15 protein-coding genes are annotated in these 20,873 nt (G+C 72.1%); 4 read left to right on the forward strand and 11 right to left on the reverse strand.

What is annotated here, in order from left to right; all coding sequences use genetic code 11:
- Positions 1–6: 6 nt before the first annotated feature.
- The 4 genes from ACFQSB_RS13955 to ACFQSB_RS13970 all read right to left on the reverse strand — a co-directional run bounded on the left by ACFQSB_RS13955 (position 7) and on the right by ACFQSB_RS13970 (position 7,151).
- On the reverse strand, positions 7–894 hold the full coding sequence (locus ACFQSB_RS13955; protein WP_354928882.1) for an alpha/beta hydrolase: 888 nt from the start codon (positions 892–894) through the stop codon (positions 7–9).
- A 119-nt stretch (positions 895–1,013) separates the two neighbouring features.
- Positions 1,014–2,801 (reverse strand): S9 family peptidase, encoded by a 1,788-nt coding sequence (locus ACFQSB_RS13960; protein WP_380826793.1) that lies wholly within the window; start codon positions 2,799–2,801, stop codon positions 1,014–1,016.
- Entirely contained in the window at positions 2,761–4,590 is a 1,830-nt protein-coding gene (locus ACFQSB_RS13965; protein ID WP_380826794.1) for an N-acetylglutaminylglutamine amidotransferase, read from the reverse strand. Before ACFQSB_RS13965 ends, ACFQSB_RS13960 begins: the two co-directional genes overlap by 41 nt.
- Complete coding sequence (locus ACFQSB_RS13970; RefSeq protein WP_380826795.1) at positions 4,590–7,151, reverse strand: glutamate--cysteine ligase; 2,562 nt, start codon at positions 7,149–7,151, stop codon at positions 4,590–4,592. The genes ACFQSB_RS13965 and ACFQSB_RS13970 overlap by 1 nt, the downstream gene beginning before the upstream one ends.
- A 256-nt stretch (positions 7,152–7,407) precedes the next feature.
- Here ACFQSB_RS13970 and ACFQSB_RS13975 point away from each other — a divergent pair, with 256 nt between their 5' ends.
- Positions 7,408–9,864 carry an N-acetylmuramoyl-L-alanine amidase gene (locus ACFQSB_RS13975; protein ID WP_380826796.1) on the forward strand — a complete coding sequence of 819 codons (2,457 nt, stop codon included), beginning with the start codon at positions 7,408–7,410 and terminating at the stop codon, positions 9,862–9,864.
- 112 nt (positions 9,865–9,976) lie between these two features.
- Here the strand turns inward: ACFQSB_RS13975 and ACFQSB_RS13980 are convergent, their stop codons facing one another.
- The 6 genes from ACFQSB_RS13980 to ACFQSB_RS14005 form a co-directional block, all read right to left on the reverse strand.
- On the reverse strand, positions 9,977–11,371 hold the full coding sequence (locus ACFQSB_RS13980) for an NAD(P)/FAD-dependent oxidoreductase (RefSeq protein WP_380826798.1): 1,395 nt from the start codon (positions 11,369–11,371) through the stop codon (positions 9,977–9,979).
- A gap of 66 nt (positions 11,372–11,437) precedes the next feature.
- Positions 11,438–12,277, reverse strand: coding sequence for an ABC transporter permease (locus ACFQSB_RS13985; RefSeq protein ID WP_380826799.1), 840 nt, complete (start codon positions 12,275–12,277; stop codon positions 11,438–11,440).
- Between the two features lie 44 nt (positions 12,278–12,321).
- Positions 12,322–13,176 carry an ABC transporter permease gene (locus ACFQSB_RS13990; protein ID WP_380826800.1) on the reverse strand — a complete coding sequence of 285 codons (855 nt, stop codon included), beginning with the start codon at positions 13,174–13,176 and terminating at the stop codon, positions 12,322–12,324.
- 4 nt (positions 13,177–13,180) lie between these two features.
- A complete protein-coding gene (locus tag ACFQSB_RS13995) occupies positions 13,181–14,452 on the reverse strand; it encodes an ABC transporter substrate-binding protein (RefSeq protein WP_380826802.1) in 1,272 nt (423 codons plus the stop codon).
- Positions 14,453–14,460: 8 nt separating this feature from the next.
- On the reverse strand, positions 14,461–15,612 hold the full coding sequence (locus ACFQSB_RS14000; RefSeq protein ID WP_354842280.1) for an ABC transporter ATP-binding protein: 1,152 nt from the start codon (positions 15,610–15,612) through the stop codon (positions 14,461–14,463).
- A gap of 64 nt (positions 15,613–15,676) precedes the next feature.
- Positions 15,677–17,110 carry a gamma-aminobutyraldehyde dehydrogenase gene (locus tag ACFQSB_RS14005; RefSeq protein ID WP_354842277.1) on the reverse strand — a complete coding sequence of 478 codons (1,434 nt, stop codon included), beginning with the start codon at positions 17,108–17,110 and terminating at the stop codon, positions 15,677–15,679.
- Between the two features lie 216 nt (positions 17,111–17,326).
- Between ACFQSB_RS14005 and ACFQSB_RS14010 the strand changes: the two genes are divergently transcribed.
- Positions 17,327–17,827, forward strand: coding sequence for an Lrp/AsnC family transcriptional regulator (locus tag ACFQSB_RS14010; RefSeq protein WP_354928852.1), 501 nt, complete (start codon positions 17,327–17,329; stop codon positions 17,825–17,827).
- Positions 17,828–17,858: 31 nt separating this feature from the next.
- Here the strand turns inward: ACFQSB_RS14010 and ACFQSB_RS14015 are convergent, their stop codons facing one another.
- A complete protein-coding gene (locus ACFQSB_RS14015) occupies positions 17,859–18,995 on the reverse strand; it encodes a DivIVA domain-containing protein (RefSeq protein WP_380826804.1) in 1,137 nt (378 codons plus the stop codon).
- Positions 18,996–19,107: 112 nt separating this feature from the next.
- Between ACFQSB_RS14015 and ACFQSB_RS14020 the strand changes: the two genes are divergently transcribed.
- On the forward strand, positions 19,108–20,070 hold the full coding sequence (locus ACFQSB_RS14020) for an ABC transporter ATP-binding protein (RefSeq protein ID WP_380826805.1): 963 nt from the start codon (positions 19,108–19,110) through the stop codon (positions 20,068–20,070).
- Positions 20,067–20,750, forward strand: coding sequence for a hypothetical protein (locus ACFQSB_RS14025; RefSeq protein ID WP_380826807.1), 684 nt, complete (start codon positions 20,067–20,069; stop codon positions 20,748–20,750). The genes ACFQSB_RS14020 and ACFQSB_RS14025 overlap by 4 nt, the downstream gene beginning before the upstream one ends.
- The last annotated feature ends 123 nt before the right edge of the window (positions 20,751–20,873 follow it).

Consider the following 20,873-nt stretch of genomic DNA (forward strand, 5'->3'; position numbering starts at 1 on the left):
GCCGGCCTACAGGTGCCCGGCGAGGAACCGGGCCGTCGCCTCGACGGCCTGGGTGACGTAGGGCTCGGTGTCGTACAGGTCGATGTGGAGCTTGGCGTCCAGCCAGACGATCTGCTTCGGCTCGCCCATGCGCTTGTAGGCCTCCTCGGCGCCCTCGGGCGAGCAGAAGCGGTCGACGACGCCGTGCACGATCAGCCCCGGCTTGGGCGACAGGAAGTCGGCGCCCATCATGTTGTCCACGGTGATCAGCTCGCGGATCGACGCGCGGGTGACCTCGTTCACCCACGAGGACGCCGCGGAGCGCTCGGTGCCGTAGTAGGCGAACGGCTCCTCGCCCGGCATGGCCGCCTCGCCCGACTCGGCCACCGCGGGGATGTACTCGACCGCGCCGCCGCGGTCCTGCCGTTCGAGGGCCTCGGTGAGGGACGCCAGCGCCTGCTGGTAGCCCTGGTCGGTCATGCCCGACCGCATGGCGTAGGGGTCGTTGTAGGCCCCGGCGATGCCCACGAAGACCTTGACCCGCGGGTCGAAGGCGGCGAAGCGGAGGGCGTACCCCGCGCCGAGGCAGATGCCGACGGCCCCGATCCGGCCGCCGTCCACCGCGGGCAGGCCGCGCAGGAAGGAGACGGCGGCGCGCAGGTCGCGCAGTTTGCCCTGCGGGTCCTCCTGCCGCCGGGGCTCGCCCCCCGAGGCGCCGAAGCCGCGGTGGTCGAAGGCGAGCGTGAGGTAGCCGGCGTCCGCGAGCCTCGCGGCGTACAGGCCGGTCACCTGCTCTTTGACCCCGGTGAACGGACCGGTGAGCACCAGCGCCGGGTGGGGCCCGTCGCCGGGCGGGACGCGCAGGTCGCCGGCGAGCGTGACGCCGTCGGCCTGGAACTGAACGTGATCGGCCATGCCCCAAGTCAACCCCATCCGAGCCCCCGGCGGCTCCCCGATCATCGCAAGGCCGGGCGGCACGGCCCCGCACGGCCCCGCGCCGCCCGGACGCCGCCGGCCCGTGCGGGCATGACCGGTCAGCAGAGCCAGCGGTCGCACCAGTCGACGACGGCGTCCATGAAGGCGATCTTGTTGGCCTTGCGGAGGGTCTCGTGACCCTCGTCCTCGAACAGCAGGTAGCGGCACGGGACGCCCCGGGCCGTCGCGGCGGCGACGACCTGCTCGGCCTCGTGGACCGGGACGTTGGTGTCCTGCGCCCCGTGGACGACCAGCAGCGGGGCGGTCAGCCGGTCGAAGGCGTGCAGCGGCGACAGCGACCACAGCAGCTCCCGGTCGGCCACCGGGTCGCCGTACTCGCTGACGGCCGCCGCGGCGATCCAGGGCTCGGTGCGGGCGTAGAAGGTGGCGAAGTCGGCCATGCCGCACACGTCGACCCCGGCCCGGAACAGCTCGGGATAGGTCACGAGCGCGGCGAGGGTGAGGTAGCCGCCATAGGAGCGGCCCATGCAGGCGACCTTCGCCGGGTCGGCGACGCCGGCGCCGACGAGGAACCCGGCGCAGTCGGCGACGTCGTCGATGGCGTGGAAGCGCAGCGCGTGGTTGTCGGCGTCCTGGAAGGCGCGCCCGAAGCCGGAGGAGCCGCGCACGTTGGGCGCGAAGACGCTGACGCCCGCCGAGAGCAGCCGCTGGAACAGCGGGTTGAAGCCCGGCCGCTCCTGGCTCTCGGGACCGCCGTGCAGCCAGATGGCGCACGGCCCCGCGCCGCGCCCGGCGCGGTAGAGCCAGCCGGTGAGCTCCAGGCCGTCCCTGGCGGCGAAGCGGACCAGCTCGGCGTCCACCTTGTGGGGCAGCGGCTCGTCCCCGGCCACCCGGTGGTAGACGCCCGTCGCCAGGTCGCACAGCAGCACGTGGGAGGGGGTGTCCGGTGACTCCCCCGCCATGACGGCCAGCGCGCCGTCCAGCGACAGCCGCACGGAGGTGACCACCTCCACCGGCGGCGGCGGGAGCGGCCGGGTGGCGCCCTCGATCAGGTCGGCGACCTCCAGCTCGGAGCGCCCGGCGAGGTTCCACGCCAGCAGGGCGACGGTGCCGTCCATGCTCACCGCGAACCGGTCGAGCTCGGCGTCGGGGCGCTCGGCGACGACGCGCGGGGCGCCGCCCACGGGCATGGCGATCAGGGCGGTGCGGTCGCGGCCGGCGTTGGAGCGGATGTAGGCGACCTCACCGTCCGGGGACAGCGCGCCGAGGTCGGTCGAGGGCGGCAGCAGCGGCCGCTCCTCGCCGAAGGGCAGATCGGCGACCGCCATCTCGCGCATCCCGCGCGGGCCGTGGCGCAGCAGGGCCCGGCGGTGGTCGCGGCTGACCGCGCTCGGCCACATCAGCGGGCCGGCCGCGATGGTGTCGCGGTGGCCGAGGCGGGCGTCGATGAGCACCGCCTCGGTCGCGCCGGAGCCCGACAGCTCGGCGACCAGCAGCGTCGAGCCCTGCCCGGTCCAGCGGACGAACACCGCCGAGCCCTTGGCCGGGCTGCCGGTCGGGCCGGCGAGCAGGCGGCGGTCGGCGCCGTCCGGCCGCATCGCCCACACCTGGGTGTGCTCTCCCCCACCGGGTGACACCGTGACGGCCAGCCACTCGCCGTCCGGCGACCACAGCACGTCGCCGACCGGCTCGGGGCCGGTGTCGAGCACCCGCGCGCGCCGCGCGCCGTCGCGTTCGAGCGGCTGGACCCACACGCGTGGGGAGCCGTCGCGGTCGCTGACATAGGCGAGCGACCTGTTGTCGGGCGACAGGGCGGGCGATCGGCAGATCCATGAGATGTCGACGTCAGACTCCTTGTGCTTGCAACCACAACTCCAGGAGTCCAAGTTGCCACAACGCGTTGGCTCCCAGGGTCGTTCGGTGCTCACCGGGCGCGGCGAGCAGCTTGTCCACCATGGCGGGCCGGAACAGGCCGCGGTCGCGGGCCACCTGCCCGGTGAGGGCGTCGCCGACCAGGTCGAGGAAGGGCCCGTGGATGTGGCGGATGGCCGGCACGGGGAAGTAGCCCTTGGGCCGGTCGATGACCTCGTCGGGGACCAGGCCGCGCGCGGCGGCCTTGAGCACCCCCTTGCCGCCTGAGGCCAGCTTCAGCTCCGGCGGGCAGGTGGCGGCCAGCTCGACCAGCTCGTGGTCCAGGAACGGGGTGCGGGCCTCCAGCCCGAAGGCCATCGTCATGTTGTCGACCCGCTTGACCGGGTCGTCGACCAGCATGACGCCGGTGTCCAGACGCAGGACGGCGTCCAGGGCGGTGTCGGCGCCGGGCATGGCGAGGTGACGGCGGACGAAGTCGCCGCTGACGTCCTCCTCCAGCAGGTAGTCCGGCTGGAGGATGCGGGCGAGCTCCTCGTGCGGGCGGTCGAAGAAGACCTTCGCGTACACCTCGGCGGCGTCCTCGCGCGCCACGTCCTCAAGCGGCGGGTACCAGTCGTAGCCGGCGAACACCTCATCCGCGCCCTGGCCGGACTGCACCACCTTGACGTGCTTGGACACCTCCTGCGACAGCAGGTGGAAGGCGACGCAGTCGTGGCTGACCATCGGCTCGCTCATCGCCGCCACGGCGCTTTCCAGGGACGGCAGCAGCCGCAGGTCGTCGACCATGATGCGGTGGTGGTCGGTGCCGAAGCGCCGGGCCACCAGGTCGGAGTAGGCGAACTCGTCGCCGGACTCCCCGCCCGCCGCGTGGAAGCCCACGCTGAAGGTCGCCAGGTCCCGCTGGCCCTCCTCGGCCAGCAGGGCGACGATCAGGCTGGAGTCCAGGCCGCCGGACAGCAGCACCCCGACCGGCACGTCGGCCACCATGCGGCGCCGCACGGCGGCCCGCAGGGCGTCCAGCACGGCTTCGCGCCACTCGCCGGGGCCCATCTCCTCCCGCCCGGCCCGCAGCACGTCGAGCTGCACCTCGCCGCTGCCCGGGGCGCCGCCGGCCGGGCGGGCGTAGGGCGGGTTCCAGTAGTGGTCGTCGCTGCTCGTGCCGTCGGGCTCGATGGTGCGGACCGTGGCGGGCGGCAGCTTCTCCACACCGGTCAGGATGGTGCGGGGCGAGGGCACCACCGAGTGGAAGGTCATGTAGTGGTGCAGCGCCACCCGGTCGATGTCGGTGGCCACGCCACCGCCGGCCAGGAGCGCGGGCAGGGTGGAGGCGAAGCGCAGCCGGGCGGCGTCCCGGGTGAGGTAGAGCGGCTTGATGCCGAGCCGGTCGCGGCCGAGGACGAGCCGGCCGGTGTCGCGTTCGGCGACGGCGAAGGCGAACATGCCCTTGAAGCGCTCGACGCAGCGCGGGCCCCAGTGGCGGTAGGACTTCAGCAGCACCTCGGTGTCGGAGGTGGAGAAGAACCGGTAGCCCTCCGCCAGCAGCACCTCGCGCAGTTCCCGGTAGTTGTACAGGCAGCCGTTGAACACCCCGGTCAGGCCGGCCTCGGCGTCGACCATGGGCTGGGCGCCCCGGTCGGACAGGTCGATGATGCGCAGCCGCCGGTGCCCGAGGGCGACCGGGCCGAGCGACCACAGGCCGGTGCCGTCCGGCCCCCGGTCGGTCATGGTCTCGGTCATGCGCTGGACGGCGCCGATGTCGGCCGCGCGGCCGTCGAACCGGATCTCTCCGGCGAGACCGCACATCAGAGGCCCTCCTTCAGCAGCCAGGTGTCCTTGGCCCCGCCGCCCTGAGAGGAGTTGACGATCATGCTCCCGGCGGGGGCGACGCGGGTCAGCGCCGCGCGCGGGACGACCGCGTCCTTGCCCAGGAACACGAACGCGCGCAGGTCGACGGCGTGCGGGCGCATCCGCTCGCCGTCGAAGGTGGGGTGGGTGGACAGGGCGATCGTCTCCTGGGCGACCCACCGCTCGGGTTCGGCGAGGATGCGCTCGCGCACCTGCTCCAGCTCCCGCGCGGAGGCGTGCTCACCGATGATCACTCCTTGGCCGCCGTAGCCGTCCACCGGCTTGACCACCAGCTCCGGCAGGCGGTCGAGGACCTGCTCGCGGTCCTCGGGCTCGCGGCACAGGTAGGTGGGGACGTTGGCGAGCAACGGGCGCTCTCCCAGGTAGTAGTCGATGAGCCGGGGCACGTAGCGGTACAGGCTCTTGTCGTCGGCCACGCCGTTGCCCGGCGCGTTGGCCAGGGTGAGGGCGCCGCTCTCGACGGCCTCCAGCAGGGCGGGGCCGAGCGGGCCGCCGAGCAGGTCGTCCTCGTCGATCCTGCGGTACAGCAGGTCCACCCGCCGCCCCGCGGCGTACACGGCGCCGTCGCGGACCGACAGGTCGCCGGGCTCGGCCAGGACCGCGCCCATCTCCTCGGCGAGGGTGCGGTGCTCGTAGTAGGCGGGGTCGACCGGCCCGGAGGTCACCACGCCGAGGACCGGGTCGGAGGCGGGGGAGGCCGCGAGCAGCGCCTCGCGCAGCAGCCCGGCGGCGCCCTCGGGGTCCAGGACGCCGGCGCGGTCGAGTTCGGGCAGGGCGTGGACGGCGGTGCGGCGGTTGCCGACCGCGTAGCCGATGCCGGAGGGCACCCTGAGGTTGTCCTCCAGGACGACCCAGCGTCCGGCCCCGTCGCGGGCGACGTCGAGGCCGGCGACCGAGGCCCTGATCGCGGCGCTGTGCACCCGCCAGCCGGCGGGGCGGTAGCCCGGGGACTCGTCCACGATCCAGGCCGGGATCACCCGATCCTTGATCACCTCGCGCCGGCCGTAGACGTCGCGCAGGAACGCCTCCAGGGCGCGGACCCGTTGCGGCAGGCCGCCGCTGATCTTGGTCCAGTCGTCGCCGGCGATCAGCCTCGGCACCAGGTCCAGGGGCATCTTGCGGTCGTTCTCCGCACTCTCCCGGCCGGGCCCGCGGTCCTGCGGCCCGTCCTGCCCTTCGGCGTTGAACGTCATGCCGGTCTCGCTCATGCGGGCGTCGCGCAGGGCCTCGCGCCGGCACAGCTCCGCGGAGCCGAGCTTGTCGAGGATCTGGAAGACCGGCTGGTAGGGCTCGCGCACGATGCCCTCGATCACGGCCTCGTCCTGCACCGCCCGGTAGTCCTCCAGCAGTTCGGTGGTCAGGCGCGGGATGGGGCCGCCGAACTCCGCCTGCCAGCCGTCGGAGCGGGTGGCGGCCACCAGCCGGTCCACCACGTCGGCGAAGGTGCCGCCGTGGGCGAGGATCTGACGCTGGCGGTCGGCCGAGCTTCCCCGGCCGATCGCGTACTCGGCCAGCGTGGTGACGGCCTCCCAGTCGCCGGTGGCCGAAAGCTGGGGCCGCAGGTCGTCGAGCATCCGCCTGATCACCTCGGCGGCGGGCCTGGCCGTGCCGTCGGCCGGGTCGACCAGGGCTCCCTCCAGGCCCGACCGGGCGGCCCGCCAGGTGGCGGCCCGCACCAGCTCCATGGAGATCTCCTGCTGGACGGGCCCGTCGTTCTCGATGGCCTCCAATTCGCGCATGACGAGCGCGCGGAACACCCCGGCCAGCAGCAGGACGTCCTCCACCCGGGGGCAGGCGTCGCACATGCGCATCTCGACCGTGGACACGTGCGCCGAGGGCCGGACGTCGAAGTAGATCATCCCGGGGTCGCTGATCACGCCGGAGCGCACCAGGTCGGCGACCATCCGGTCGTACTCGGCGGCCGAGGAGAAGTGGCGCACCGGCCCGGTGGTGGGCCAGCGCTGCCAGACCAGGGTGCGGGAGCTGGCGTACCCGCTGTCGGCGCCCATCCAGTACGGGGAGCTCGCGCTGAGCGCGAGCAGCGGCGGCAGCCACCGGGCGACGCGGTGGGCCACCTCGACGGCCAGGTCGCGGTTGGCCACGTCCACGTGCACCTGCGCGCCGCAGATCAGCTGCTCGCGGGTGAGGAGCTGGTAGTCCTCCAGCATCTTCTCGTACCGCGCGTCCGGCGAGACCTTGAGCGCGGCCCGGTCGACCAGCGGCACCGTGCCGGCGGCGACGATGCCGAGCCCGAGGCCGTCGGCCGCCTCGACGACCGTGCGGCGCAGCGCGGTCAGGTCGTGGCCGAGGTCCTCCAGGCGGACGTAGGGACGGCTGTTGGACTCCACGACCGAACGCTGCAGCTCATGGGTGAACCGCTCCTGCGGTAAACGCTCCAGCAGGCTCTCGGCGCGAGGCACCAGGTGACGCGTCTCGAGGTCCACGACGTGGAATTCCTCTTCGACACCTACGGCGATCGATTCCCCGAGACCGGACATCCCACCATCCTTATTACGCCCTCTAGCAGGGGTTGATTGATGGCCTACTGCCCATAACGGAGCAAAATGCACGTCACACCGCAACTCGCAGGGTGTGATTTCGGGGGAAGACGCCCAGAGTGTGCCGTACTACTACTTTGCTGCCGATCTTAACCGTTTCTTTACTCGATGCCCTGGCGCGAAGCGACGTCACGGCGATGTGATGGCTCAAGCCCGGGAGCCTCCACTCCCGGGCGGTCGAAAAGGAGTCACATCCGTGAAATCTCCAGCACGCAGCATGGCCGTGGCGGGCGTGGCCACGGCCTTTCTGCTGTCGGCCGGCTCCGCCGCCCTCGCGACGAGCGCCGGCCCCGCCTCAGCCCCCTCCGTCTCCTGCGCCGCGACGGTGGCCGCGCCGACGCGCGAGGCCGCGTTCGCGGAGGCCGCCAAGGCCTCCCGCGTGCCCGAGGCGCTGCTGAAGGCCGTGTCCTACATGCAGTCCCGCTGGGACGACCACCAGGGCCGCCCGAACGGCGACGGCGGCTACGGACTGTTCGGTCTGAGCGCGCAGGCGCCCCCGGCCCAGGACGGCGCCGGCAAGGGCCGCACGGCCGCGCCCGCGAGCCAGATCGACACCGCCGCCGCCCTCACCGGCCTGTCGCCGACCGCCCTCAGGCAGGACGCCAACGCCGGCGTCTGCGGCGGCGCCGCCGTGCTGGCCTCCTACCACCAGGGCGGCGAAGGGCTCGGGGGCTGGCGCGACGCGGTCGCCCGCCTCGGCGGCAAGAAGGACTTCGTCCCGCAGGTGTACCGGACCCTGAAGAACGGCCAGAGCCGCCTCACCCAGGACGGCCAGCGGGTCACCCTGCCCGCCGACGCCTCGGCCCCCGTGCCCGCCCAGGCGGCCGCCGTCGAGATCGACTGCCCGGCGGGGCCGGACTGCGAGTGGATCGAGGCGCCGTACGCCAAGGCGAAGGCCACCGACCCCGACGGCACCACCGCCTACGGCAACCACGACCTCGCCGACCGCACCGGGCCCGGCGGGCCGAAGCTCAAGTACATCGTGATCCACGACACCGAGGGCTACTACGCCCCGTCCATCCGGCTGGTCCAGGACCCGACCTACCTGGCGTGGAACTACACCATCCGCTCCTCCGACGGGCACATCGCCCAGCACCTCGACCCCAAGGACGTGGGCTGGCACGCCGGCAACTGGTATGTGAACATGCACTCGATCGGCATCGAGCACGAGGGCTTCGCCGGCACCGCCGCGTGGTTCACCGAGTCGATGTACCAGACCTCGGCCGCGCTGGTGAGGCACCTGGCGGCCGAGTACGGCATCCCGCTGGACCGCGCGCACGTCATCGGCCACGACCAGGTGCCCGGGACCGTGCTCGGCGCCACCAAGAGCGTCCACTGGGACCCGGGGCCGTACTGGGACTGGGACCACTACTTCGAGCTGCTCGGCGCCCCGGTCGGCGGCGCGCGGCCGGCCACGGCCGACGTCGCGCCCGGCGACGTGGTCGAGGTGCGCACCGGCTACGCCGGCAACCCGCAGACCGTCACCGGATGCGCCGCGGCCTCCCCCAACTCGCCCGAATGCGTCCCCGGCGCGGGCACCAACTTCGTCCCGCTGCACCAGGCCCCCTCCGACGACGCGCCGCTCGCCAGGGACCCGGGCTGGAAGCCGGCCGGCGCGGACGGCACGACCTACGCCAGCGACGTCAGCGCGCGCGTGACCTCCGGGCAGAAGCTCGTCGTGGCGCAGGTGCAGGGCGACTGGCTCGGCGTGTGGTGGGCCGGGTCGCTGACCTGGCTGCACAACCCGGCCGAAAGGCCCGTCGCGGTGCGCGCCCTGGCCAAGACCGTCACGGCCGCCCCGGCGACGACCCCGGCGAACATCTACGGCCGCGCCTACCCCGAGACCTCGGCCTACACCGGCACCGGCATCCCGGTGCAGGCGCTGTCTCCGCTGGAGTACAAGATCCCCGCCGGGCAGGAGTACGCGGTCAGCGACGACGACGTCGTCACCGACTACTACCGGGCGACCACCTTCGACGGGTCCGCGCCCGGCGACCGCACCGACCTGAAGGGCCAGGACCGGTACTACCAGCTCTGGTACGCCCACCGGCAGGTGTTCGTCCGCGCCGCCGAGGTGGACCTGCACGATGCCCGCAGGCCCGCGGTGACCGCCACCGCGGCCCCGGTGATCAGCGGCGCCGCCGCGGTCGGCGGCGAACTCACCGCCTCCAGCGGCTCCTGGTCGCGGCAGGTGGCGGGCTTCACCTACCAGTGGTCGGTCGGCGGGGCGCCGGTCTCCGGCGCGACCGGCCCGACGTTCCGTCCACGCCCGGCCGACCTCGGCAAGGCCGTGACGGTCACGGTGAGCACCGACGACCCCTACCTCGCCCCGGCGTCGGCGACCTCGCAGCCCACCGCGCCGGTCGCGCGCGGGACGATCGCCCCGGGCCGGGCGCCGGCCGTGACCGGCGCCGCCAAGGTCGGCCGGACGCTGACCGCCTCCCCCGGCACCTGGACGCCGTCCCCCGACAAGGTCGCCTACCGGTGGCTGCGCGACGGCGTCCCCGTCAGGGGGGCCACCGGCCACGCCTACCACCTCACGGGACACGACCGCGGGGCCCGGATCTCGGTCCGGGTGACGGTGTCGGCCACCGGCTACAACCCCGCGACCGCGACCTCCGCGCCCACCGCGAAGGTGCGCTCAGGGCACTGATCTCCGGTACCGGCCCCGGCCCTCGCGAGCCGGGGCCGGTCCGCCGGCGACCGGCCGCCGATCACGGACGACCGGTCGCCGGTTCGCCGATGACCGGTCGCCCGCCTCGCGTTCAGGAGTCGAAGCCGAGCCCCAGCCGGTCCAGGGTGCGCAGCCAGATGTTGCGGCGGCCCTCGTGGGCGTCGGCCTGCGCGATCGACCAGCGGGTGAGCTGGATGACGCCCGACCTCAGCGGCTCCGGCGGGAACGGCACCGGCTTCTCGCGGACCATGTGAAGCTCGGTGCGCTCGGTCGGCTCCCCCGACAGCAGGTCCAGCATCACGTTGGCGCCGAACCGCGTCGCGCCGACCCCGAGCCCGGTGTAGCCGACCGCGTAGGCCAGCCGCCCCCGGTGCGCCTTGCCGAAGAACGCGCTGAACCGGCTGCAGGTGTCGATCACCCCGCCCCAGCGGTGGGTGAAGCGGACCCCCTCCAGTTGGGGGAAGGTCGTGGAGAAGTGCGAGGCCAGCGTGGCGAAGGTCGCGTCGCGCTGCTCGTACTCCTGCCTGACCCGGCCGCCGTTGTAGTACACGGCGTCGTAGCCACCCCACAGGATGCGGTCGTCCTCGGTGAGCCGGTAGTAGTGGAACTGGTTGGCCCCGTCGCCGATGCCCTGCCGGTTGCGCCAGCCGACGGAGGCGAGCTGCTCGGGCGACAGCGGCTCGGTCATCAGCGCGTAGTCGTACACCGGCACGACGAAGTTCTTCAGCCGGCCGAGCAGCGGCGGGAAGACCCCCGTGCCGAGGGCGACCTTGGCGGCGCGCACCTTGCCGTGCGGGGTGGTCAGCTCGATGGCCGTCCCGTCGTCCCTGAGCGAGCGCACCGGGCTGCGCTCGTAGATGCGCACCCCGAGCGACAGGCACGCCTCGCGCAGGCCCCAGGCGAGCCGCGCCGGGTCGAGCATCGCGCAGCCGTCACGGTCCCACAGCCCGCCCGCGTAGGTGGGCGAGGCGACCTCGGCGCGCACCTGGTCCCGGTCCAGCAGACGGTGGTCCATGCCCAGCTCGCGGGCGATCTCCACGTCCTGCGCCATGCCGTCGAGCTGCCACGGCTCGGTGGCCACGTGCAGCTCGCCGGTGCGCTCGAAGGCGCAGTCGATGCCGTACCGGGCCACCGTCCGCTCGATCTCGTCGAGGTTGTCCCGGCCGAGCCGCACGAGGGTGGAGATCTCCTGCGGCCAGCGCGCCAGGCCGTTGGCGAGCCCGTGGGTGAGGCTGGCGACGCAGAAGCCGCCGTTGCGCCCGGAGGCGGCCCAGCCGACGCGCCGGCCCTCGAGCAGGACGACGTCGAGCGAGGGGTCGCGTTCCTTGGCCAGGAGGGCCGCCCACAGGCCGGAGAACCCGCCGCCGACCACGGCCAGGTCGGCGGCCGTCTCCTCGAAGAGCCGCCGCAGCGGCTCAGGTTTGTCCGGACTGTCCAACCAGTACGGCTTACGCTCCGCGTCAGCCAGTGCTTTCAGCGGATCCACGAATTTCACGTCCCTACGAACTGCGTCGTATGTCCCGGCAGGGTGGCCGGGTGATGGTCTCCCGCGTCAGGTGCGACGGCGGGAGGTCACCGTGTTGATCACGGCGATCGCCACGCCGACCGCGAAGATCAGCGTGCCGAGGATGTTGACCTGTGGCGGGACGCCGATGCGGACGGCGCCGTAGATCCACAGGGGGAAGGTGGTGGTCGTGCCGCTGGTGAACTGGGTGATGACGAAGTCGTCGATCGACAGCGCGAACGCCAGCAGGGCTCCGGAGATGACACCCGGGAGGATCATCGGGAAGGTGACCCGCCAGAAGGTGATCCAGGTCGAGGCGCCCAGGTCGCGCGCGGCCTCCTCCACCGAGCCGTCCAGGCCGACGACCCTGGCCCGCACGGTCACCGCGACGAACGACACCGAGAACAGCACGTGCGCGATGACGACGGTCCAGTAGCCGGTCTGCACGCCCATGCTGATGAACAGCGACAGCAGCGAGGTGCCCATGACCAGCTCGGGCGAGGAGATCGCCGCGAACATGACCAGGTTGGTGGCCCCCTGCCCGCGGAAGCGGTAGCGGCCGAGGGCGATGCCCATCAGCGTGCCGAGCGCGGTGGTGACGGCCGTGGCGATCAGCGCGATCGAGATGGAGTTCCACAGGGCGCCGGTCAGCTCGGGGTAGTCGCCGAGCCGCCCCCACCACTTGAAGGTGAAGCCCTGCCAGCTCACGTTCGACTTGCTCTTGGTGTCGTTGAACCCGAACACGATCATCACGGCGATCGGGAGGAACAGCCACACCAGCACGAGCCAGGTGTAGGCGAACAGCACGCGGTCGCCCTTGCGGGAGCGTCCGCGGCGCGGCGGCCCCGGCGCGGGCGCCTCGGCCCGCGGCGCGGTCGCGGTGCTCACCGGGGGGCTCGCCGGGGGGCTCGGAGGGATGCTCGCCGGGCCGCTCATCGGGCCGCCGCCTCGAGGACGTTCTCGGTGCCAAGGGCCCGGGCGTAGACGAAGATGCCGACGAGCATCACCGCCATCAGCGTGAACGACAGCGCGGCGCCGACCGGGTAGTTGTTGTTCGTCAGGTACTCTGTCTGGATGATGTTGCCGATCATCGTGTTGGCCGGGCCGCCGAGGATCGCGGCGTTGACGTAGTCGGAGGTCATCGGGACGAAGGTCATCAGCACTCCGGCGAACACCCCCGGCAGGGACAGCGGCAGCACGATCTTGGTGAACGACTCCCGGGGCGTGGCGTACAGGTCGTGGGCCGCCTCCACCACGCGGGGGTCCACCCGCTCCAGCGCAACGTAGATCGGCAGGATCATGAACGGCAGGTAGTTGTAGGTCAGGCCGAAGATGACCGCGACCGAGGTCGCCAGGATGTGGAAGTCCGCCGGCAGCATCCCCGCGTCCTTCAGCGGCTGCAGCAGGATGCCGTCGTCGGCGAGCAGGAACTTCCACGACACCGTGCGCAGCACGAACGACACGAAGAACGGCAGCAGCACCAGCAGCAGGTAGGTCGACTTGCGGCTGCCGCCCTTGAAGGCGATCCAGTACGCCACGGGGTAGGCGAGCGCGATGGCCGCCACCGTGCCGATGAGGCCGTAGCCGACCGACCGCAGGAACTGCGTCTTGTACTGCACCAGCGCGTCGGTGTAGTTGGCGAAGTGGAAGGTCTGGGCGAAGCCGTACACGACGTCGCCCTCCTGGGTGGAGACCGAGGCCATGAACACCAGCGGGACCACCAGGAACAGCACCAGCCACAGCCCGCCCGGGAGGATGAGCAGGTAGGGCGCGAGCTTGCGTCTCATGGCGCTAGCCCTGGGCGATCGGCTGGAAGATGTGCTCGAAGACCTTCTCCTCGGCCGGCGTCAGGGTCTTGTAGGTGCGCAGCTTGGCCAGGTCGGACTCCGACGGGAAGATCAGCGGGCTGCTCGCCAGCAGGTCGAGCGACTTCTTGTCCTCCCCGCTCGCCTTGGCGGCGTCGGCCTTGACGACCTGCTGGGCGCCGGGCACGGGGGTGATGTAGTTGATGGACTCGGCCAGGGCCGCCGCCACCTCGGGCTTGTAGACGTAGTCCATCATGGCCAGGGCGTCGACCGGGTTCTGCGCGGTCTTGGGGATGCACATGTTGTCGGTCCAGATCGTGCCCCCCTCCTGGGGGATCACGAACTTCAGATCCTGGCCCTCGGCGATCTGCTGGAACACGTCGCCCGACCAGGCCATGCAGATCCAGATGTCGCCGCGCACCAGCGCGTCCACGTAGTCGTTCTCGTAGTACTTGCGCACGAGCCCGGCGTCGCGCTGCTGCTGGAGCTTCTGGCCGGCCTTCTCCCAGTCGGCCTGGGTGGACTTGTCCGGGTCGATGCCCAGCGCGAACAGCCCGAAGTTGGCGATCTCCTGGGTGTCGAGCAGCATGCCGACCTTGCCCTTGTACTTGGGGTTCCAGAGCTCCTGGATGCTCGCGATCTCCCCGTCGACGTACTTGGGGTTGTAGGCGATGCCGGTGATGCCGGACTGCCACGGAATCGTGTAGGTGTTGTCCGGGTCGTAGGTGGGGTTCTTGTACTTGGCGCCCGCGTTGGCGGCGAAGTTCGGCAGCTTCTCGTGGTCGAGCGCCACCAGGTAGCCGAGCGCGATCGCCCGGGTCAGCTGGATGCCGTTGGTCATCACCATCAGGTCGTAGCCGATGTCCTGGCCGGCGGCGAGCTGCGGCTGGATCTTGCCGAACCAGGTGGAGTTGTCCTGGATGGCCTCCTGGTAGGTGACCTTGATGCCCGTCTCCTTGGTGAACTTCTCCAGGGTCGGGTACTTCTTGCCGTCCTTGTCGATGTAGAGCGGCCAGTTGGCGAAGCGCAGCGTCCCGTTCTTGGTCTTGTCGGCCCAGTAGCCGGCGGCCGCGCTGGGCTTGGGCGGCTCGACCTTCTTTCCCTGGACGCCGCAGGCCGCCAGGCCCATCGCGGCGGCGGACAGGCCCGCCAGGCGCAGGGCGTCACGCCGGCTGACGCCGTCGCCGCCACGGTTCGGGGGCAGGCCGCGACGCTGGGTCAGGCCACGCAGGAACGCGAGATCACGAGGAGGGGTCATGAGGTGGTTCAACTTCCTATCGCGTACGAGTGGTGCGGCTGCCAGGACAGCCAGACGGAGTCACCGCGCTCCGCCGTGATGCTGCTGTCGTTGGCGTTCTGCTCGAAGACCGTGAACTCCGCCCCGCCCGCCAGGTTCACGGCATAGCTGTTGTAGGTGCCGAGATAGGCCACCTCGGCCACGGTGCCCCGTACGGCGCTGAGGTCCGCGACGGGCTCCTCCCGCGAGATCCTGATCTTCTCGGGCCGCACGGTCACCTCGACCGGGCCGTCCAGCCCCGTCCCCTCGGCGACCGGCACCAGCACCCGGTCACGCTCCCCGAGCCGCACCATCGCCATGCCCCCGTCGACCCGCTCGGCCGTGCCGGCGAGCAGGTTGGAGGTGCCGATGAACCCGGCGACGAACTTGGTCGCCGGCCGCTCGTAGATCTCCCTCGGACCGGCCAGCTGCTCGACCAGGCCGTCGTTCATGACGGCGATGCGGTCGCTCATGGTGAGCGCCTCGTTCTGGTCGTGGGTCACGTACACGAAGGTGATGCCCACCTCGCGCTGGATGCGCTTCAGCTCGATCTGCATCGCCTGGCGCAGCTTGAGGTCCAGCGCGCCGAGCGGCTCGTCCAGCAGCAGCGCCCGGGGGTGGTTCACCAGCGCCCGGGCCAGGGCGACCCGCTGCTGCTGACCGCCGGACATCTCGCGCGGCCGGCGCTTCTCGCGGCCGGTGAGGTCCACGATCTCCAGCATCTCGCCGACCCGCCGCCTGAGCTCCTGGTCGGGGACGCGCCTGCGCCGCAGCCCGAAGGCCACGTTCTCCCACACGTTCATGTGCGGGAACAGCGCGTAGGACTGGAAGACCATGTTCACGTCGCGCTTGTTCGGCGGGACGTCGGTGACGTCCTGCCCGTGCAGCCGTACGGCGCCCCGCGTGGGGTCCTCGAACCCGGCGATCATCCGCATGGTGGTTGTCTTGCCGCAGCCCGAGGGCCCCAGCATGGAGAAGAACTCGCCTTCGGAGATCGACAGGCTGACCCCTTTGACGGCCTGGACGATCTCCCCGTGCGCTTGGTATTCCTTGACGACCCCGTCGAGCTCGATGGCGGGCACCGTGGAGATGTCGGAGGCGACCGCGGAGGCCGCCTCCTTGCCCGCCTGGATATCCGTCATTCCAGGCTTATCCCTTACCTATGTCGGCGGCGTGCGCCGATGTAGTGCGTGTGGTGCTCGGTGATCACTCACCGATGTAGTGCATGACGTGCTTGACCCGGGTGTAGTCGTGCAGGCCGAAGACCGACAGGTCCTTGCCGTAGCCCGAGTGCTTGAACCCGCCGTGCGGCATCTCCGAGACGAACGGGATGTGGGTGTTCACCCACACCACGCCGAAGTCCAGCCGCCGCGACATCCGCATGGCCCGGCCGTGGTCGGAGGTCCACACCGACGCCGACAGGCCGTACTTCACGTCGTTGGCCTTGGTGAGCGCCTCGGCCTCGTCGGAGAAGGTCTGCACCGTGATGACCGGCCCGAACACCTCGGTCTGGATCATCTCGTCGTCCTGCTGGAGCCCGTCGACCACCGTCGGCTCGAAGAAGTACCCCTTGTCGCCCACGCGCCGCCCGCCGGTGACGACCTTGGCGTGACCGGGCACGCGCTCAAGGAAGCCCTCGACCCTGGCCAGTTGGCCGGCGTTGTTGAGCGGGCCGTAGAAGGCGTCCTCGACCTCCAGGCCGCCGGTCCTGGTGGCCGCCGCCGCCTCGGCCAGCGCGGCGAGGAACGGCTCGTGGATGCTCTCGTGGACCAGCACCCGGCAGGCCGCGGTGCAGTCCTGGCCCGCGTTGTACAGGCCGGCGCCCGCGATCGCCTCGGCCACCGCGGGGATGTCCCTGACGTCCTCGAACACGACGACCGGCGCCTTGCCGCCCAGCTCCAGGTGCACCCGCTTGAGGTCGTCGGCCGCCGACTTGGCGACCTGGACGCCCGCGCCCACCGAGCCGGTGATCGCCACCATCGACGCCGACGGGTGGCCCACCACCCTCGCGCCGGTCTCACGGTCGCCGACGACGACGTTGAAGACGCCGGGCGGGAGGATCTCGCCGATGATCTCGGCCAGCTTCACCGTGGACACCGGGGTGGTGTCGGAGGGCTTGAGCACGACCGTGTTGCCGGCCGCGAGGGCCGGGGCGATCTTCCAGACCGCCATCATCATCGGGTAGTTCCACGGGGTCACCTGGCCCACCACGCCGATCGGCTCGTGGCGGATCACCGAGGTGTGGTCGGCGAGGAACTCCCCGGAGGTCGGGCCCTCCAGCGTGCGCGCGGCGCCCGCAAAGAAGCGGAAGTGGTCGGCCGCCGGCGGGATCTCGTCCTCGGCCATGCGCACACGCGGCTTGCCCGTGTTGCGGCACTCGGCCTCGACGAGCTCGTCGGCCCGCGCCTCGATGGCGTCGGCGATCTTCAGCAGGTGGCCGGCGCGCTCCCCGGGGGTGCTCTGGCCCCACGACTCGAACGCAGCGAGCGCCGCGGCGTAGGCCGCGTCCACGTCCTCCTGCCCGGAGACCGGCGCCTGGAGGTAGACCTCCCCCGTGCTCGGGTCGATCACGTCGGAGAACTGGCCGCTCTTGGCGTCCGCGAGCTCACCATTGATGAAGTTCTGCAGACGGCTGGTCAACGTTGACCTCCTCTGGAGGTGGCTGAGTTGTCGCGACTCTGACAGAGGCCAGGGGCTACGACAAGGGATTTCGTCGCGAATATATCAAATTGCTACGAATTCGCTTGACAGGGCACGACGAGCTGACAACATGTCGCACCAGGACCGCAACATGGCGGGAACAACTCCGTAATCGCCGCGCTGTAGCGGTCTCGGGTGCTGAGGAAGGACGCGGAGATGACGACGCCGCCGAAGGCGCGACGGGACAACAACCACGACGCCAAGCCGGGTCCGGTGGTGCTGGACGAGATCTCCAAGCAGATCATCGAGCAGTTGCAGACCGACGGGCGCAAGCCCTACGCCGCCATCGGCAAGGCCGTCGGGCTCTCGGAGGCCGCCGTGCGCCAGCGGGTGCAACGCCTCCTGGACGCCGGCGTCATGCAGATCGTGGCCGTCACCGACCCCCTCACCCTCGGCTTCCCGCGCCAGGCCATGATCGGCATCAAGTGCGAGGGCGACCTGGAGACGGTCGCCGACAAGCTGTCGTCCATCGACGAGATCGACTACGTCGTCCTCACGGCCGGATCGCTGGACATCATGGTCGAAGTCGTCTGCGAGGGCGACAGCCACCTGCTGGAGATCCTCGGCAAGATCAGGGCCATCCCCACCGTGCGCGCCACCGAGACCTTCGTCTACCTCAAGCTGCGCAAGCAAACCTACTCCTGGGGCACCCGCTGACCGGCACGGGGCCCGCCACCGCCGCACGGCGTCACACGGGCTGGCCCTGCTCCCCGACCAGGGCCTCGCGGCGGTCCAGGACGCCGGCGATCTCGGCGAGGAACGCGTCCACCTGGGTCACGGCGTAACCGGTCTTGAACACGACGGTGGAGAAGGTCGCCTTCCTCACCTGCTCGGCCGTCAACGGGTGGTCACCGGTGCCACGCAGGGTCGCGACCACGTGGTCGAGGAAGACGTCCACCTCGTCCTCGTTGTAGCCGGCCCCGAGCCGGGCGGGCCGGAACAGCACGCGCTCGACCCGCGCCGCCTGCTCCTCCAGCCAGGCCGCGGCCGGCCGGCCCGTCCCGGACCGCTCGGAGGACGCCTCCCCCGCCTCCGGCGCGGCCGGGCCGCGTGCCGTCACCTTGGGCATTCCCGGCAGCGTCGGCGCGTCGTCGTCTTCCTCCGAACCACTGGAACCCTTCGCGCCTTTGACGCCCACCCTGCTTGTGGCGCCCTCCGCGCCCGTCTGGCCTTCCCGCGCCCCTGACGGCGGCACGGCCACGGACGGCCCGGGCATCGGGGCGGCCACGGAGGGCTCGGGCACCGGGGCGGCCTGCGGGGCGGAGAAGGCCGGCGCGGACAGCGGGTCGGCCGGCTCGAACAGGGAGGCCGGCCTCGGCGTGCCGGACGCCGGAGCGGGACGGAACGGCTCGAACGCGGGCCTCGGCCGGGCGGACTCCGGCGGACCGGGCGGCTTCGGCCAGGCAGGGTCGGACGGGGCGGCCGGCTTGGGCCGGGCGAACTCCGAAGGGGCCGCCGGCCTGGGCCAGGCGGACTCCGCGGCGGCGACCGGCTTGGGCCAGGCGGACTCCGCGGCGGCGGCGGGCGACGCGGCCACGGGAGCGGCGGCGGACGGTGAAGGCGCGGAGCCGGGAGCCCCCGTCGCGGCCGTATCGCCGCGGATCTCCACCGCGATCACGAAGGCGTCGAGCGCGTAATCGACGGCCGTCTCGTTGTATCCCCCCAATTTGGCGTTGAAGCGAGCCGAGCGGATCTCCTCGGCGGTGATCGGCGGGCCGTCCAGGACACCGCGGCCGAGGGTCGCCTCAATGCGCTGAATAAGCGCGTCGACCTGGTCAGGGTCATAGCCGGTCCGCACGCCGAGCACGCGGGGAAAGCGGTTCACGCCACATCCTCCAGGTTCACACCCCGGCCATTATTTCCCTCCTTTACCATTCTGAACGTATGACATGGGGAAATCCAGGAAGTTAGCCGCCGACCGGTAGGCTTGCCGACCTATGCGGCTCGCGAACCTCTCCTTCCGCTACGCCCGTCGCGCCCCCTGGGTCCTCCACGAGGTCGGCCTGGACCTCCCGCCCGGCACGATCGCCGAGGTCACGGGGCGCAACGGCGCCGGCAAGTCCACACTGCTGAGACTGCTCGCGGGCACCACGCCCCCGACGCGGGGCCACGTCACCGGCCGCCCGCCGGTCGTCGGGTACGCGCCGGAGATCTTCCCGGTCGAGCAGCCGTTCACGGTGGCCGCCTACCTGGCCCGCATGGCCGGCGTCCGCGGCCTCACCCCGGCGGCGATCGACCCCTGGGTGGAGCGCCTGGGCATGGCGGCGCTGCTGGAAGTGCCCCTCGGCGACCTGTCCAAGGGGAGCGCCCACAAGGTGGGCCTGGCGCAGGCGTTGCTGGCCCCGCCGGGCCTGCTCATCCTCGACGAGCCGTTCTCCGGACTGGACGCGCAGGCCCGCGCCGAGCTGCCGGCCATCGTGGAGGAGGTCGTGGCGACGGGCGGCATCGTGGTGGTCAGCGACCACCAGAACGGCCTGGCCGGGCACCGGGGCGTCCTGCGCCTGCACGTGGGCGACCGGACGATCCGCCCCCTCGGCCACGACGCCCCGTCCGACACCCTCTCCACCGCCGCCGGCGCCCTGTCCCCGCCGACCGCGTCCACCAGCACACCGTCCCCACGTGTCGCCCCCGCCGACGCCTTCCCCACGCCGGCCGCAACGGCGGACGCGCCGTCCCCGCCTGCCACACTGTCACCGTCGCCATCTGTGACGCCTGCCGGCGCCCCGTCCCCGCCGGTCGCGCCTGCCGGCGTCCCGTCCGGGGCCATGGGTGCCGCGGCCGTCGTCATCGAGATCGCGGTGGAGGCGGGCGAGGCCGAGGCGGTCGTCCGCAAGCTGCGGGCCGACGGCTACCCGGCCGTGGTCCGCCCCCTGCCGCACGCCGGAAGCGAGGCGCGATGAGAGCCACGGTCTCCCTCACCCAGTTCAAGATCGCCACTTACGTGCGGTCACACCGCGTCCTCCATCCGTTCGCCGGGCTGCTGGCCATCATGATCGTGCTGTACTCCGTGCGGGTGGCGCCCGGGACGGAGCTGTCCTCCTACGCCGACTCGGCGGCGCTGCTGGTCCCCGTCTTCGCCTGGGCGGCGCGCGGGCTGCTCGACGCCGAGCCGGACGTGCAACGACTGATCTCCGCCACCGCCGCCGGGCGCCCCGGACGCGAGGTGGCGGGCGGCCTGGCCGCCTCGGCGGCCGTGAACGCCGTGCTGGCCGCGCTCGCCCTGGCCGTCCCGCTGGCCATCGGCTTCACCGCGACACCCGGCGCCGTCGTGCTGCTCGGCGGGCTCGCGCTGCACGTGCTGTCGCTGGTCACCGGCACCGCCCTCGGCGCGCTGACCAGCCGCCCGATCCTGCCCGACCCGGCGGTCTCGGCCCTGGCCCTGCTCGGCGGGTACGTGGCGATGCTGCTGGTCAGCCTCGCCCCGATCGCCTGGCTGACCGTCCCGATCATCGGCTGGATGCGCGCCGCCGGACGGCCCGGTTTCCTGGGCGGGCATCTGCCGGGGCTGGCCGTCATCACCGCCCTCTGGTGCGCGCTGGCCCTGGCCGCCTACATCCGCCTGCGCCGCACCCGGCCCTAGCCACCAGGCCCTCACGCCCGCACCGCCCACGTCACCGTGGCGAGCGGCCTGACCGGCATGCCCGGCGTACCCGTGCGCACGCCTGCCGCCACCTGCTTCACCGTCGGCGGCGATGCCATCTGG

The sequence above is a fragment of the Sphaerisporangium rhizosphaerae genome (genome assembly GCF_042665155.1).
In the GTDB taxonomy this organism is placed as follows: domain Bacteria; phylum Actinomycetota; class Actinomycetes; order Streptosporangiales; family Streptosporangiaceae; genus Sphaerisporangium; species Sphaerisporangium rhizosphaerae.

What these genes read in the sequence shown, in the direction of transcription:
- ACFQSB_RS14020 (WP_380826805.1), top strand. Translation starts at nt 19,108, where the DNA reads ATGCGGCTCGCGAACCTCTCCTTCCGCTACGCCCGTCGCGCCCCCTGG.
- ACFQSB_RS14000 (WP_354842280.1), bottom strand. Translation starts at nt 15,612, where the DNA reads ATGACGGATATCCAGGCGGGCAAGGAGGCGGCCTCCGCGGTCGCCTCC.
- ACFQSB_RS13970 (WP_380826795.1), bottom strand. Translation starts at nt 7,151, where the DNA reads ATGTCCGGTCTCGGGGAATCGATCGCCGTAGGTGTCGAAGAGGAATTC.
- ACFQSB_RS13995 (WP_380826802.1), bottom strand. Translation starts at nt 14,452, where the DNA reads ATGACCCCTCCTCGTGATCTCGCGTTCCTGCGTGGCCTGACCCAGCGT.
- ACFQSB_RS13990 (WP_380826800.1), bottom strand. Translation starts at nt 13,176, where the DNA reads ATGAGACGCAAGCTCGCGCCCTACCTGCTCATCCTCCCGGGCGGGCTG.
- ACFQSB_RS13965 (WP_380826794.1), bottom strand. Translation starts at nt 4,590, where the DNA reads ATGTGCGGTCTCGCCGGAGAGATCCGGTTCGACGGCCGCGCGGCCGAC.
- ACFQSB_RS14025 (WP_380826807.1), top strand. Translation starts at nt 20,067, where the DNA reads ATGAGAGCCACGGTCTCCCTCACCCAGTTCAAGATCGCCACTTACGTG.
- ACFQSB_RS13955 (WP_354928882.1), bottom strand. Translation starts at nt 894, where the DNA reads ATGGCCGATCACGTTCAGTTCCAGGCCGACGGCGTCACGCTCGCCGGC.
- ACFQSB_RS14010 (WP_354928852.1), top strand. Translation starts at nt 17,327, where the DNA reads ATGACGACGCCGCCGAAGGCGCGACGGGACAACAACCACGACGCCAAG.